Here is a 13277-nt window from a genome sequence, read left to right as displayed (position 1 = left end):
AAGCATGTCAGCAGCAGAGATCATCGAGCAGGATGCCCCGTCGAAGGGCGAATTCCGGGATGTGATGGGGCGGTTCGCCAGCGGCGTGACCGTGATCACCACCCATGAGAACGGCACTGACTTCGGGGCCGCTGTGAGCGCCGTCAGTTCTCTCTCGGATGAGCCGCCCATGCTCCTCGTCTGTCTGAATGTCAGTTCGACGACGGGGCAGGCGGTGAAGCGCACCGGCGTCTTCGCAGTGAACGTGCTCGCCGAGGATTCTGCGCCGCTCGCGTACCAATTCGCCTCGCGAGGGGACGACAAGTTCTCCTCCGTGGCATTCGAACGCGGCGAGGGCGACGTGCCGCTGATCTCCGGGTCGATCGCGCACTTCGAATGCGAGGTGCAGGAGGCCGTGCGCGGCGGGACCCACTTCGTCTTCCTCGCCCGGGTGCGCCGCGTGAGCTCGACCCCCGGCAACCCGCTGGCGTACTTCCGCGGGTCGTTCGGGCGGATGGAGATGAATGCCGATGCTGTGGCGCTGCGCGCGGTGCGCGACTATGTGGTGGCCAGGGTCGACGACGTCGCGGTACCGCTGGATGCGGAGGGCATGGCCGCCGCCCTCGATCTCGAGGTCGGCCGCACCTTCAGCGCGCTGATCGCGCTCGCCGGCGAGGGGCTCGTGAAGCGCAGTGGCACGGTCTTCGAAGTGGAGCCGGTGCCGGACCGCGTGCTCTACGACTACTACTCCGCCAAGCTCTCGATCGAGCTCGGTGTCGCCGCGCAGACGGTGGGGCGGGTCTCTGTCGAGCGGCTCGCCGAGCTCCGCCGGCTGATGGAGGCGACCCTCGAGCACGTCGACGGCGATCGCTTCACCGACCCCGAGGCCTGGGTGGTCTCGAACGCGGAGTTCCACGAGTACCTGGTCGGCCTCGCCGGGAGCGTCATTCTCGACGAGACGTACCGCGGCCTGCAGCTGCGCGCGGTAGAGCGGCGGGCGATCACCGCCACGACCCGCGCCACGGCGGAACTGCTGGAGGACCACCGGGCGATCGTCGCCGGCTACGAGGCCGGCAACGTCGGGGCGGTGCTCGCCACGCTGCAGGCGCACGCCCACCGCGCGGCGCAGACGCGCGCCGCCCTCGTGGGGTAGCGCGCCTACATCACCATGCCACCGTTGACGTTCACCGTTTGCCCGGTGATGAACTGGGCCTCGTCGCTGCAGAGGTAGACGATCGTCGCGGCCATCTCGGCGGGCGGGACGATGCGCGGGATCGGCTGCAGCTGTACCATCTCTGCGAGCAGTTCCTCATCGCGGGGGAGCATCCGCGTGCGCGTCGCGGCGGGGGCCACGGCGTTCACGCGGATATTCTCCGCGCCGAGCAGGGCGGCGACGGCGCGGGTGAGCCCGAGGACGCCGGCCTTCGCGGCTGGGTAGGAGGCCTGGAGCGGATAGGGCGCGAGGGCGCCGACGCTCGAGATGGTGACCACGGCGCCGCCGCGCTCCCCGGCGGCGCGCAGCAGCGGCGTCGCGGCGCGCAGGCAGTAGAAGGTGCCGGTCAGGTTGATGCGGAGCACGAGGTCCCAGGCTTCGTCGTCGATGGCGGTGATCTCGGGATCCGCGCCATGGTCGGTGATCCGCCAGGGGGCGTCGGCGATGCCGGCGGCGGTCACCAGCGCGTCGATGCGACCCTGCTCGGCCTCGATGCGGGCGAAGGCGGCATTCACCTGGGCGCTGTCTCCGACGTCCACGCCGAGCGCGGTCACCCGGGGAACGCCCGCCCAGCACGCGTCGAGCTCGGCGCCGGGGAGGTCGAGCGCGTAGACATGAGCGCCCTCGGCGGCGAAGCGCTCGGCGGCGGCCGCGCCGATGCCGCCGGCCGCGCCGGTGACGACGGCGATTCGGTCGGCGAAGCGCCGGGCGCCGTGGACGACGACCTCGTGCGGGCGGATGGTGGTGGAGGTGCTGGGCATGGGGGTCCTTTCGATGGGGAACCGGGATCCTGCGCCGCCCCGCCCGCGCCACGAGCATCAAACCGTGATGAACATGTTAAGTACTAGCGAACAGAACGTGTGCGTATTAGAGTATCGTCATACAGTATGTCGAACTGACTTTCGGGCGATGGTCGCGCGCTGAGCGCACCAGCCGGATCGCCGGGACGACTGTATGAACGCCGTGTGTGAACAAAGGAGTGAACATGGATCGACGTACCCGAACGAGCCGTCTGCGGGGCATCTCAGCGGCCGCCATCGCGCTCGGCCTCGCGCTGACCGGCTGCGCCTCGACCGGCGGCGGTGCCGCGGACACCGGCGGCGCCGCTACCGCCGCCGTGAGCTACCGAGCCGCCGACGGCAGCTGTGACGCGCCGCCGCGCGACGGCGTCGACTTCGACGAGGCGCAGGAGGTCATCGAGAGCTTCCGCCAGCAGACCGACAGCCTGCTGCAGACCGAGCCGCTGCCAGGAGTGATTCCGGAGGGGACGACCGTCGCCTTCCTGAACAACGACACTCCGGTCGCCGCCCTGATGTACGAGAACATGCTGCTCGCGGCCGAAGCCGCGGGCGTCGAACTGCAGAACGTCAGCACGGGCACGGACGCGCAGAGCATCAACTCGGCGCTCAACTCGGTCGTCGAATCCGATCCCGACATCCTGATCTCCACCTCGGTGGACGCCGTGTTCTTCCAGGACCAGCTGAAGCAGCTGCAGGATCAGGGTACGTCCATCGTCTATGCCTCGCAGATGAACGCCGAAGAATACGGCCTCGATGACACGCTCGGCGGATACAACGCCTCCTTGGTGAACGGCGAGCTGCTCGCCGCGAGCGCTGTCGCATTCACCTGCGGCACCGGCACCGAGTTCGTCTACTACAACATCCCCGAGATGGGCTTCTCCGCGGTGGTGCAGGGCGCGCTCGAAGAGAAGCTCGCCGAGCTCTGCGCCGACTGCACGCTGCGTGTGGTCGATATCTCGATCCTCGAGGCCAGTCCGGCCGATGCGATCGTGAGCGACCTGCAGGCGCACCCCGACACCGACTTCTTCGTGACGACGGGCGACCAGTTCCAGATCGGACTGCAGGAGAAGGCCGAACTCGCCGGGCTGAACAATGCCTTCGGCCTTGGCCAGGGCTCGCTTCCGCAGAACATCCAGCAGGTGGCGGACGGGACGCAGATCGGTGCGCAGGCCGTCGACTTCAGCATGTTCATGTGGGCGCTCCTGGATGAAGGCCTGCGCAAGCAGCAGGGCGTTTGGACCCCCTACACCGATTGGGAGCGCGTCAGCCAGTCCACCTCGCGCGTCCTCACCCAGGAGAACGCCGGCGAGTTCGTCGACGGCTTCGTCGCCTTCCCGGGGATGGAAGACGCGTACCGGGAACTCTGGGGGGTGTGAGCGGATCCCGCTCCGTGCCGTGCACGACCGGGGCGGCGCGGGCGACTGCGCCGCCCCGGGACCACAGGAAAACGATGAGGGTGTGATGGTGGTAGCAATTGATGGAAGCGGCGGGGCGGATGGAACGGCCCCGCAACAGCTCCTGACCGTGTCGGGGATCGTAAAAGAGTTCCCGGGGCTCCGGGCGCTCGACGACGTTTCACTCGACCTCGCCAGCGGCGAGATCGTCGCGGTCGTCGGACACAACGGCTCGGGCAAATCGACGCTCGTGAAGATCCTCGCCGGGATCTACACGGAGGACGCCGGCGAGGTGCACCTCGCGAATCAGGCGGGGGAGCAGTCCGAACTGTACGTGATCCATCAGGATCTCGGCCTCGCCGCCGAACTCACCGCGATCGAGAACCTCGGGCTCTCCCGCGACACCGGCCTCAGCGCGCTGGCCCCGTTCCGCGCGAATGCCGAGCGCGCACACGCCCGCGACTTGATCTCCCGCTTCGGAGAGCCGTTCGACGTCGATGCCCCCGTCGGCACGCTCGCTCCGGCGCAGCGCTCGATCATCGCGATCGCGCGGGCACTGGACGGTTGGGCGCATCCGCGCAATGTCCTCATTCTCGATGAGCCGACAGAGGCCCTGCACGCCAGTGAGGTCGAGGTGCTCTTCGCCGCGGTGCGCAGGCTCGCGGCAGCCGGTGCAGGGGTGATCTTCATCTCCCATCGTCTCGACGAGGTCATGGACCTCGCCGACCGCGTCGTCGTGCTCCGCGACGGTACGAAGGTCGCCGACGAGCCCACCGCGACGCTCGACCACGACCGACTGGTGACCTTCGTCACGGGGGTGACCAAGGAGGAAGAGGCGCACGGCGCCAGCGGACGCGGCGTCGGGGAAGTCGTGCTCGACGTCACCGGCCTGACCGGTGCAGTGATCGATGATGTCGATCTCCAGGTCCGTGCCGGCGAGGTCGTCGGGATCGCCGGTGTGCTGGGTTCCGGACGCGAAGCGCTGCCCGCGATGGTCTTCGGCACGGAGGAGTGCTCCGACCGCGGCTTCACACTCGCGGGTGAGCCCTACGCGCGACGCTCTCCGCGCGAGAGCATCCGGCGCGGGATCGGCTTCGTTCCGGGCGATCGCGCAAAGTACGGCTCCGTGCACCCGCTGACCGCGCGCGAGAACATGACCCTGCCCAACTTCTCCGCGCTCACGACGCGCTTCGGTACGGTCGACGAACGCGCTGAGCGCCGGCAGGCCGCAGAACTCGTCGCCGAATACGGGGTGCGTCCGCCGCGCCCCGAGCAGGTGTTCTCCCAGTTCTCCGGCGGCAATCAGCAGAAGATCGTGTTCGCCAAGTGGCTCCGCAACGATCCGTCGCTGCTGCTGCTGGAGGAGCCCACGCAGGGTGTGGACGTCGGAGCGAAGCGCGCGATCTATGACGCGGTCGACCGCGTCGCCGCCGACGGCACCGCGGTGCTCGTCTGCTCCTCCGATGCGAAGGAGCTCGTACGCCTGTGCGACCGCGTGCTGGTGCTGCGGGACGGGCGCGTCGGCGCCGAGCTCTCGGGAGACGAATTGACCGAGTCACGACTGATCATGGAGGGCTACGGCCTGATGAGCGAGGAATCGAAATGAAGAAGACGGAAACCATCACGCTGCAGGAAGTGGCACCGGAGCTGCCGGCACGGAGCCGCGTCCTCACCCTGCTCTCGTTCCGCAACATCAGCGCGCTCTACATCTTCGTGGTGCTGTTCGTGATCTTCGCGCTGGTCACCCCCAAGACCTTCCTGACCGCGGGAACCTGGCTCGTGCTTCTCGACGCGCAGTCCATCACCGTGCTCGCCGCGATCGCCGTGCTCGTGCCGCTGATCTGCGGCGTGTTCAACCTGGCCATCGGCGCGGAGGTGGGGTTCGCGGTGATCTTCGTCTCGGTGCTGCAGGTGAAGCTCGACCTGCCGTGGGGTATCGCGGCGCCGCTCGCGATCCTCGCCGGCGCCCTCATCGGTATCGTCTCCGGTCTGCTCGTGACGAAGGCGAAGATCGACTCGTTCATCGCCACGCTCGGCATGAGTTCCGTGCTGATGGCTGCTCTCGCCTATCTGTCGGAGAATCGGCAGATCATCGGCCTGCAGGACGGCTTCCGCATGCTGGCGACGAGCGGCATCCCGCTCTCGGCGTCGAACCCCAATTTCAAGATCAGCACGCCGGTGTTCATCATGCTCTTCGTCGCGCTCCTCGTCTGGTTCGTGTTGGAACGCACGCCGTTCGGCCGTCGGATGTACGCCGTCGGTTACAACCCGGACGGGGCCAGGCTGTCGGGCGTGAACGTCGACCGCATCAAGATCATCTCCCTCGTCGTCGGCGGCATCATCGCCTCGCTCGCCGGCACGCTCCTCGCCTCGCGGATCAATGCGGGGGATCCCACCGTCGGGCCGGACATGCTGCTCCCGGCGCTCACCGCGGTCTTCCTCGGATCGACGCAGTTCCGAGGCGGACGCTTCAACGTCTGGGGCACCGTCGTCTCCGTGTACGTGCTCGCCGTCGGGATCAAGGGACTGCAACTGCTCGGCGCGCAGGGCTGGGTGAGCGACCTGTTCAACGGTGTGGCGCTGCTCGCCGCAGTCGGGCTCTCGAAGTGGGAGCGCACGTCTCGTCGGGCCGGGGCGATCCGTCGCGTCCTGCCGTTCCAGAAGAAATCGAGCGGCTGAGCCGCGGCGCTGCCGGCCGGGTGCCGTACCGGGCAGCTCAGCACCGCATGACGATCGACAGAATAGGGGATGCGCATGACGCAACGTGCATCGCGCTCACGGGTCGCGGCGATCGCGATCGCCGCGGCAATCGCCGCCGGGGTCGGCGTCTCCGCGCAGACCTCCGTGAACGGCCACGTCAACGTCATCGTCGACTCCGCGGTGCTCGCAACGGCGCTCAACCACGGCAGCGCGCTCGTGCTGGCCACGGCGTTCGCGCTGGCCACCGGCGCGTTCCCGCGGGCCAGGGCGACGCTGCGGACCCAGCCGGTCCGGCCGCGCCCGTGGTGGTTCCTCGGCGGGCTGATGGGCTTCGTCGGCGTGCTCATCGTGATCTCCGTCACCCCGGTGCTCGGGGTCGTCGTCGTCGGCGTCGCCGTGACGCTCGGGCAGCTCGCCGGCTCGGTGATCGCCGACTCCGGAGGGCTCGGTCCGGGCGGGCGGCGGCCGCTGACCGCGTACCGCGCGATCGGCATCGTCATCGCTCTCGCGGCGATCGCCGTGGGCGCGACCGGGCGGATCGAGCTCGACAACGCCTGGCTGCTGCCGCTGATCGTGCTCTCGGGAGCGCTCATCGCCGTGCAGCAGGCGGCGAACGCCTGGCTCGTGGTCGTCACCGGCGAGTTCTCGGTGATGTCCGTCATCAACTTCTCCGTCACGCTCGTCTTCGTGCTGATCGCGCTCGCGATCTCTGCGGCGACGAGCGAGATCGACTTCGCCGCGATCCCGTACTGGGCGCCGCTCGGCGGGATCCTCGGCGCGGTGATCGGCGTCGTCTCGGCGCTCACCGTGCGGATCGTCGGGGTGCTCAGCGTGATGCTCTGCGTCGCGGCCGGGCAGGCGCTCGGCGGCATCGTCCTCGATCTCCTCGTCCCGGTCGATCGCGTCGGGCTCACCGCCGCCTCGGTCGGCAGCGCGGTGCTTGCCGTGCTCGCGGTCTCGATCGCGAGCCTACGCACCGGGCCGGGATCTTCGCGACGGCGCGACCGCCGTGCCGCAGCTTCGGCGCTCTCGCAGGAGGCGCGCTGATGGCGCGGCAGGTGCGCGCGGCGATCGCCGAGACCGGGGCGACGGAGTTCCGCATCGCCGAGCTCCGGCTGCGCGATCCTGGCCCCCGCGACGTCGTGGTCGAGCTCGCCGCGAGCGCGTTCTGCCTCAGCGACTGGATCGCCCTGCGCGGCGACATGGGCCTGGAGGCCACCGGCACGCTGCCTGCGGTTCTCGGCCATGCGGCCGTGGGCACGATCGCCGAGGCCGGGGCGGAGTCCGCGCTCCGGCCGGGGACCCGCGTGGTACTCACCGCGACGCCGGAATGCGGAGAATGCTACTGGTGTCGCGCCGGGCGCATCGACCAGTGCGCCGGACTCTTCTCGGGGGCGCCCGTGATGGGGGCGCTCGCCGACGGCCGCGAGGTCTTCGCACCGGGGGCGACCGGCGCGTACGCGGAGGCCACGGTCATCCGCGACACGCAGGTGTGGGCCGTCGACGACGCGCTGCCGGATGCGTGGCTCTCCATGCTCGGCTGCGGCATCGTCTCGGGCGCCGGCGCGGTCGTCAACGTCGCGCAGGTGGTGCCGGGCAGTTCGGTGCTGGTCGTGGGCTGCGGCCAGATCGGGCTGTGGATGATTCAGGCGGCGCGGATCCTCGGCGCGACGACGATCATCGCCGCCGAGACCTCCCCGGCCCGCGCCGCGCTCGCCGCCCGCGTCGGAGCGACCCGGGTCGTCGATCCCGCCGCCGAATCGCTGCTCGACGTCGTGCGCGCGGAGACCGGAGGGCGCGGCGCCGACTACGGCTTCGACGCGGGCGGCACCACCGATGCGGTGGAACAGGCCTTCCTCGGCACCCGCAACGGCGGCGTGACGACCCTCACCTCGTACGTCGCCCGGGACACGCGGGTGTCGCTCCCGCTCTACGACCTGGCGCTGCGCGGACGCGACGTACGGAGCTCGCAGAGCGGCCGCCTCGACATGCGCCGCGACCTCGCCAGATTCCTCCCCTGGCTGGCGGACGGCAGCTTCGACGTCGCCGCCATGCTCGGCGGCATCCGCCCGCTCGATGAGATCGCCGCCACGCTCGCGGCCGCGCGCGAGCGGCGCGAGATCACCCCGATCATCTCCTTCCCCCGCTGACCCCCTGACCGCGGGCCCGCGGTCCTCCCGTTCGCGCTCCGCACCCGGTTTGCGCGCCCCGCCCCGCAGAAAAGCCTCCCCGATGCACTCCGAATCCGCCCCCGTCGACCCGCGTCCCGTGCAGGCGATGCTCGCCGAGCTCGCCGCCGGGCTCGGCGACGCCCTACGTCTCCGCACTGCCCGAGCCGGGCACCGGCGCCATCGACGACCGCTACCTCGACCCCTGCGCCCTCGGCGACGACCGGGTGCGCACGGCAGCCGGCGTCGTGCGCCCGGCGAGCACCGCGGACGTGCAGGAGATCATGCGAGCGGCGAATCGCCACGGCGTCCCGGTGTGGCCCGTGGGGCAGGGGCGCAACCTCGGCTGCAGGCACCGCCCCGGTACCGCTCCCGCTGCGCGACGAAGCGGGAGCGGGGATCGATGGATCCCCGCCCCGCTTCGTCGTGCGTGCGCCGCCGCGCTCAGCGCGGTTCGCGTCCCTGGCGGCGCGAGGTCTCGGCGATCACACTCCAGTCCCCGTCGCGCAGCTCGGGATCGGCGAGCGCGGTCTCGAACGCCGCGATGAGCGCCGGCAGGGTCGCCGGGCGCACCCCGGTCGCCTCGGCCACGGCCTCGGCGAGTGCGAGGTCCTTCCGGCCGAGCGCCACGTGGAAGCCCGGCGGGTGGTACTCCTCGCGCGCGATGATCGCGCCGTAGCCGGAGTAGACGACGCCGCCGAAGAGCGTCGAGCTGAGCAGTTCGGTGAACACCTCCGGCGCGACGCCGAGCCGCTCGGTCATCGCGACGGATTCGCCGATGGCCTGCATCGCGTGGATGATGTTGTAGTTCACCGCGGCCTTCACCGCGTTCGCCACCGACGGCCGTTCGCCGAGATACCACGTCCGTTTCCCGAGGATCGCGAAGTAGGGCGCGAGCGCGTCGGTCGTGCGCTCGTCGCCTGCGGCCAGGATGTTGAGCTGCCCGGCGGCCGCGACGTCCGGGCGGCCGAGCACCGGGGCCGCGACGTAGTTCGCATCGGAACTTTCGAAGCGCGAGTGCAGTCGGTCCGAGAGCGCCGGGCTGATGGACGACATCATCACGTGGGTCTTCGCGCGGCACTCGGAGAGCGCCTCGTCCGTGAGGACCTCCGTGACGGCCGCGTCGTTGGCCAGCATGGAGAAGGAGAGTGTGGCGCTCAGCGCCTCCGCCGGGGTCGTGGCCGCGCGCGCGCCGGCCGCGACGAGGTCCTCCACCGCGGCGGCGGAACGGTTCCACACGATCACGTCGTGCCCGGCCTCGACGAGCCGGGCCGACATGGCCCGGCCCATCGTGCCGAGGCCGAGGAAGCCGACGGTGCTCATGCCTCGCCGCGTCCCCAGATCGTGTTCTTATGCGATTGGGAGTCGCGCTGCAGGTTGAGGGGCCCGTCGATCGTGTAGTATTGGCTGCCGGCAACGATGAGATCCTCCGCGGGGAACTTCGTGATCACCTCGCAGCCGTCAGCGGTCACGACGACCTCCTCCTCGATTCGGGCGGCGCCCCAGCCGTCGGCGGAGGGCCAGTAGGTCTCAAGGGCGAACACCATGCCCTCCTCGATGAGCTCGGGGTGCTCGAGCGAGGTGAGTCGGGAGAAGATCGGCTTCTCCCAGATCGAGAGCCCGACTCCGTGACCGTACTGCAGGGCGAAGGCTGCCATCTCATCGGGGAAGCCGAACTCCTCGGCCTTCGGCCAGACCTTGACGATGTCGGCGGTCGTGGCCCCCGGACGGACGAGCGCGATCGCGCGGTCCATGTACTCGCGCGCTCGCTTGTACGCATCGCGCTGGGCGATACTCGCCGAGCCGACGGCGAAGGTGCGGTAGTAGCAGGTGCGGTAGCCGTTCCAGCTGTGCAGGATGTCGAAGAATGCCGGGTCGCCCGGGCGGATCAGCCGATCCGAGAAGACGTGGGGATGGGGCGCGCAGCGCTCGCCGGAGATCGCGTTGACACCCTCAACGTATTCGGAGCCGAGGTCGTAGAGGGTCTTCGCGACGAGTCCGACGGCCTCGTTCTCTCGGACACCGGGACGCAGGAATCGGTAGAGCTCCTCGTACGCGGCATCGACCATGGACGCGGCCTGGGTGAGCAGACGGATCTCGTTGTGGGTCTTGATCCGCCGGGCCTCCATGAAAATCTGCTGCCCATCGACGACGTCGATTCCCTCCGCGCGCAACGCCATGAGCACCGGCATCTCGATGACGTCGACGCCGAGAGGCTCGTTCGCGACGCCGAACTTCTCGAGTTCGCGCTTGATCTTCTTCGCGAGGTCGGCCGCCATCTCGGCGTCCGGCGGGAACGCGCCGCGCAGTGTGGAGATCCCCGCGCGCGCGCCGTTCTCCAACCGGGGCCGCTTCGCACCCTCGTGCGGGGCGTGGGGGTTCGCATCCATCTCGGACGAGGTGACGTCGAGCCAGGGGTTGTAGAGCTGATGGTGCTTGGCCGCGGAGCCGAAGTCCCAGACGATCGGGTCGGTGTTGCGCGTGAGCAGCGAGAAGCGGATGAGCTTGTCCATCGCCCATGTGCCGATGTGGGTCGCGCTCATGTAGCGGATGTTCGAGAAGTCGAACGCGAGCACGGCGCCCAGCTCGGACTTCTTGAGTTCTGCCTTCAGCCGGTCGAGGCGGTCGTCCCGTAGCTGGTCGAAGTCGACCCGCTGCTCCCAGTCGACGCCGTTCGTGCCCGTGGTGCCAGTGCTCTTCATTGAAACCTCTCCTAGCATGGGGAATACACGCTCCCGCAATACAACAAGTTGTAAAGTAGAGCTTAACGCATCTCGTCGACCCTCCGGCGGGAAAATCGAGAGAATCTCGGAGAGACCATGTCCCCAGAGGAAAGTATTGGTGAACGCCTGCGTTCAGCCCGCCTGGCGCGTCGCCTGAGCCTGCGCGGTGTCGCGCAGGCACTCGGCGTCTCCGCGAGCCTCATCTCGCAGGTGGAAACCGGGAAGACCCGGCCCTCGGTGGCCACGCTCTACGCGCTGGCGAGCTACTTGGACGTCTCCCTCGATGAGCTGCTCGGGCTCGGCGCCGTCGAGAGGCCGGCTGAGCAGGTGAGTGAGGCGCGGGGGGACGCGCCGGCTCGCACCGTCCCCGTGAGCTCGAGCGTGCAGCGCGCCTCGGAGAACCCGGTGATCGAGATGGAGAACGGGGTGCGTTGGGAGCGCTTGGCGATGCAGCCGGGTGGGGCCGCCGATCCCGTGCTCGTCTCGTACGCCCCGGGGGCCTCCAGCTCCATCGAGGGCAAGTTCATGCAGCATCGCGGGCAGGAGTACGGCTACGTGCTAGAGGGGGAGATCACGCTGCGACTCGAGTTCGACACCTTCCTGCTCGGCCCGGGCGACTCCTTTCACTTCGACTCCGAGCGCCCCCACATCGTTTCGAACCAGGGAGCGGTCCCGGCGAAGGGCGTCTGGTTCATCGTCGGTCGCGGCAGCGCGGGAAGTGTAGTGGATGCCGGTACGGCTGAGCGAACGCACGGGTCCAGCGGCTCAGGGACGGATGCGCTGCACCGCAGCGTGAGCGCGTAGTTGCCCCCGGAACGACGATCGCCCGCCGCGATGCACTCGACGCGATGGGCGACCGTCGCATTCCGGATCACGGACGGACGTGCAGCGCCGGTCGGGGGACCTCGATCCAGGGATCGATGAGGGTTTTGATCTGCGCCGCAGCGCCGTTCAGTAGCGGATCGAGTGCCTGCGGGATCAGCTCGCCCAGCGGCACGACCTCGCTCGCGATGTCGCTCCAGTCCGGGCGGGTGCTCAGCAGTCGGATCGCTTCGGGGAAGTCGGTCGCGAAGACGTGGGCCACCGTGCCGACGATGAGATACTCGCTGAGCGTCCATGTGCCGATGGCCTGCTGCGGCGGAGTCCGCTGGACCCCGACCGGAACGATCGTCGACCCGGGGGCCGCCGCATCGAGGACCGAAGCGAAACCCGGAGCGGATCCGCTGACCTCGAAGAACACGTCGGGGTCGAGCCCGGCCGCGGAGAGCTGCTCGGCGAGTGGATCGCCGCCGGCCAGGAAGGTGTGGGCTGCGCCGAGCGCGCGGGCGAGCTCGAGGCGTTCCTCGTTGAGATCGACGACGATCACCTCGGCTCCGGTTCCTGCGGCGGCGACGGTGATGAACGCGCCGATGCCACCGGCGCCGACGATCACCGCGGTGTCTCCGGCGGTCAGTCCGCTGCGCCGCACGGCGTGCACCGCGATGGCCATCGGCTGAGTGAGCCCGAGGGTATCCACGGCGAGCCCGGAGTCGCTGACGTCGAGGACGATGGCCGCCGGTGCGACGACGTATCCTGCGAGGCCGCCGTCGTGGTGGAAACCCTGCGTCGTGTAGCTGCGGCAGAGGTTCGTGCGCCCGGCGAGGCAGGGTTTGCAGGCGCCGCAGGAGATGCCCGCGCCGGAGACGACCGTCGCGCCGACTTCGAGCCCGGTGACGTCGGTGCCGAGAGCCTCGACCGTGCCGACGAACTCGTGTCCGAGGGTGACCGGTGGGTGGGCCAGGACGAGCTGCTTGCCGTACTCCACCGCATCGCTGCCGCAGACGCCGCAGACCCCGATCTTGATGAGCACCTCGCCCGGACCCGGCACCGGCACAGGGACCTCATCGATCCGGAGGTCGCCGACGGCGTGCAGCACGGCCGCTCGCATCGTGCCCGCCTGTGATGAGCTCATGCGAAGCTGCCCGAGGCGATCGGCAGCTGGGCGGCCTCGCGGCTCTCGAGCATCGTGCCGAGGAAATCCGTGTAGACCTGCTGGTGCAGTGGATGATCGAGGTACGCGTCGAGCGCATCGCCGTCCGCGACGATCGCGGCGACCGCGTAGTCGGATCCGCCGGGACGCAGATGGAGATTGGGGCCGGCGGCGTACGACTGGATGCAGTCGAGCTGGGCGGCCATCTCCGTCAGTGCCGCTGTGAGCGCGGCGACGCGTTCTTCGGTGACCTCCGACTTCCAATGGAAATTGGCAATGTGCAGGATCATACGGCTCCTCCTTGAGTGATGTTTAGTGGAAGTGTACATTG

The 13277-nt window shown here is 69.4% G+C and carries 13 protein-coding genes; 8 read left to right on the top strand and 5 right to left on the bottom strand.

The genetic code is table 11. The features are described from left to right. Nucleotides 1-4 precede the first annotated feature (4 nt). Nucleotides 5-1132 (top strand): flavin reductase, encoded by a 1128-nt coding sequence (locus MUN78_RS14600; RefSeq protein WP_244727395.1) that lies wholly within the window; start codon nucleotides 5-7, stop codon nucleotides 1130-1132. Nucleotides 1133-1137: 5 nt separating this feature from the next. Here MUN78_RS14600 and MUN78_RS14595 read toward each other — a convergent pair whose 3' ends face one another. Continuing rightward, nucleotides 1138-1953 carry an SDR family NAD(P)-dependent oxidoreductase gene (locus MUN78_RS14595; RefSeq protein WP_244727393.1) on the bottom strand — a complete coding sequence of 272 codons (816 nt, stop codon included), beginning with the start codon at nucleotides 1951-1953 and terminating at the stop codon, nucleotides 1138-1140. Between the two features lie 224 nt (nucleotides 1954-2177). Between MUN78_RS14595 and MUN78_RS14590 the strand changes: the two genes are divergently transcribed. The 6 genes from MUN78_RS14590 (at nucleotide 2178) to MUN78_RS16840 (ending at nucleotide 8802) form a co-directional block, all read left to right on the top strand. Next, nucleotides 2178-3368 carry a substrate-binding domain-containing protein gene (locus MUN78_RS14590; RefSeq protein ID WP_244727391.1) on the top strand — a complete coding sequence of 397 codons (1191 nt, stop codon included), beginning with the start codon at nucleotides 2178-2180 and terminating at the stop codon, nucleotides 3366-3368. Between the two features lie 148 nt (nucleotides 3369-3516). Further along, nucleotides 3517-4992 carry a sugar ABC transporter ATP-binding protein gene (locus tag MUN78_RS14585; protein ID WP_244727389.1) on the top strand — a complete coding sequence of 492 codons (1476 nt, stop codon included), beginning with the start codon at nucleotides 3517-3519 and terminating at the stop codon, nucleotides 4990-4992. Continuing rightward, nucleotides 4989-6065, top strand: coding sequence for an ABC transporter permease (locus tag MUN78_RS14580; protein ID WP_244727388.1), 1077 nt, complete (start codon nucleotides 4989-4991; stop codon nucleotides 6063-6065). Before MUN78_RS14585 ends, MUN78_RS14580 begins: the two co-directional genes overlap by 4 nt. A 75-nt stretch (nucleotides 6066-6140) precedes the next feature. After that, the gene (locus MUN78_RS14575) at nucleotides 6141-7133 is read left to right on the top strand and encodes a DMT family transporter (protein WP_244727386.1); all 993 of its coding nucleotides are present in this window, start codon (nucleotides 6141-6143) and stop codon (nucleotides 7131-7133) included. Further along, a complete protein-coding gene (locus MUN78_RS14570; protein WP_244727384.1) occupies nucleotides 7133-8236 on the top strand; it encodes a zinc-binding dehydrogenase in 1104 nt (367 codons plus the stop codon). Before MUN78_RS14575 ends, MUN78_RS14570 begins: the two co-directional genes overlap by 1 nt. Nucleotides 8237-8538: 302 nt before the next feature. Further along, entirely contained in the window at nucleotides 8539-8802 is a 264-nt protein-coding gene (locus tag MUN78_RS16840) for a hypothetical protein (RefSeq protein ID WP_429952332.1), read from the top strand. On the opposite strand, the gene MUN78_RS14565 is transcribed toward MUN78_RS16840, so the two are convergent. Next, a complete protein-coding gene (locus tag MUN78_RS14565; protein ID WP_244727382.1) occupies nucleotides 8699-9577 on the bottom strand; it encodes an NAD(P)-dependent oxidoreductase in 879 nt (292 codons plus the stop codon). The genes MUN78_RS16840 and MUN78_RS14565 overlap by 104 nt on opposite strands. After that, nucleotides 9574-10956 (bottom strand): M24 family metallopeptidase, encoded by a 1383-nt coding sequence (locus MUN78_RS14560; RefSeq protein ID WP_244727380.1) that lies wholly within the window; start codon nucleotides 10954-10956, stop codon nucleotides 9574-9576. Before MUN78_RS14560 ends, MUN78_RS14565 begins: the two co-directional genes overlap by 4 nt. 117 nt (nucleotides 10957-11073) lie before the next feature. Between MUN78_RS14560 and MUN78_RS14555 the strand changes: the two genes are divergently transcribed. Further along, the gene (locus MUN78_RS14555; RefSeq protein WP_244727378.1) at nucleotides 11074-11781 is read left to right on the top strand and encodes a helix-turn-helix domain-containing protein; all 708 of its coding nucleotides are present in this window, start codon (nucleotides 11074-11076) and stop codon (nucleotides 11779-11781) included. A 67-nt stretch (nucleotides 11782-11848) separates the two neighbouring features. Here MUN78_RS14555 and MUN78_RS14550 read toward each other — a convergent pair whose 3' ends face one another. Together MUN78_RS14550 and MUN78_RS14545 are read right to left on the bottom strand one after the other, a co-directional pair. Beyond that, nucleotides 11849-12928 carry a zinc-dependent alcohol dehydrogenase gene (locus MUN78_RS14550; RefSeq protein ID WP_244727376.1) on the bottom strand — a complete coding sequence of 360 codons (1080 nt, stop codon included), beginning with the start codon at nucleotides 12926-12928 and terminating at the stop codon, nucleotides 11849-11851. Beyond that, nucleotides 12925-13236: a Dabb family protein gene (locus MUN78_RS14545; RefSeq protein ID WP_244727374.1), complete on the bottom strand. Its 312-nt coding sequence runs from the start codon at nucleotides 13234-13236 to the stop codon at nucleotides 12925-12927. The genes MUN78_RS14550 and MUN78_RS14545 overlap by 4 nt, the downstream gene beginning before the upstream one ends. Between the last annotated feature and the right edge of the window lie 41 nt (nucleotides 13237-13277).

It is taken from the genome of Leucobacter allii (genome assembly GCF_022919155.1).
GTDB classification, from domain to species: Bacteria; Actinomycetota; Actinomycetes; order Actinomycetales; family Microbacteriaceae; genus Leucobacter; species Leucobacter allii.
This window is presented reverse-complemented; position numbering and strand designations above follow the sequence as displayed.

Coding starts and splice junctions, on each gene's coding strand:
- MUN78_RS14600 (WP_244727395.1), top strand. CDS start 5: ATGTCAGCAGCAGAGATCATCGAGCAGGATGCCCCGTCGAAGGGCGAA.
- MUN78_RS14550 (WP_244727376.1), bottom strand. CDS start 12,928: ATGAGCTCATCACAGGCGGGCACGATGCGAGCGGCCGTGCTGCACGCC.
- MUN78_RS14570 (WP_244727384.1), top strand. CDS start 7,133: ATGGCGCGGCAGGTGCGCGCGGCGATCGCCGAGACCGGGGCGACGGAG.
- MUN78_RS14565 (WP_244727382.1), bottom strand. CDS start 9,577: ATGAGCACCGTCGGCTTCCTCGGCCTCGGCACGATGGGCCGGGCCATG.
- MUN78_RS16840 (WP_429952332.1), top strand. CDS start 8,539: ATGCGAGCGGCGAATCGCCACGGCGTCCCGGTGTGGCCCGTGGGGCAG.
- MUN78_RS14590 (WP_244727391.1), top strand. CDS start 2,178: ATGGATCGACGTACCCGAACGAGCCGTCTGCGGGGCATCTCAGCGGCC.
- MUN78_RS14580 (WP_244727388.1), top strand. CDS start 4,989: ATGAAGAAGACGGAAACCATCACGCTGCAGGAAGTGGCACCGGAGCTG.
- MUN78_RS14555 (WP_244727378.1), top strand. CDS start 11,074: ATGTCCCCAGAGGAAAGTATTGGTGAACGCCTGCGTTCAGCCCGCCTG.
- MUN78_RS14545 (WP_244727374.1), bottom strand. CDS start 13,236: ATGATCCTGCACATTGCCAATTTCCATTGGAAGTCGGAGGTCACCGAA.
- MUN78_RS14575 (WP_244727386.1), top strand. CDS start 6,141: ATGACGCAACGTGCATCGCGCTCACGGGTCGCGGCGATCGCGATCGCC.
- MUN78_RS14595 (WP_244727393.1), bottom strand. CDS start 1,953: ATGCCCAGCACCTCCACCACCATCCGCCCGCACGAGGTCGTCGTCCAC.
- MUN78_RS14560 (WP_244727380.1), bottom strand. CDS start 10,956: ATGAAGAGCACTGGCACCACGGGCACGAACGGCGTCGACTGGGAGCAG.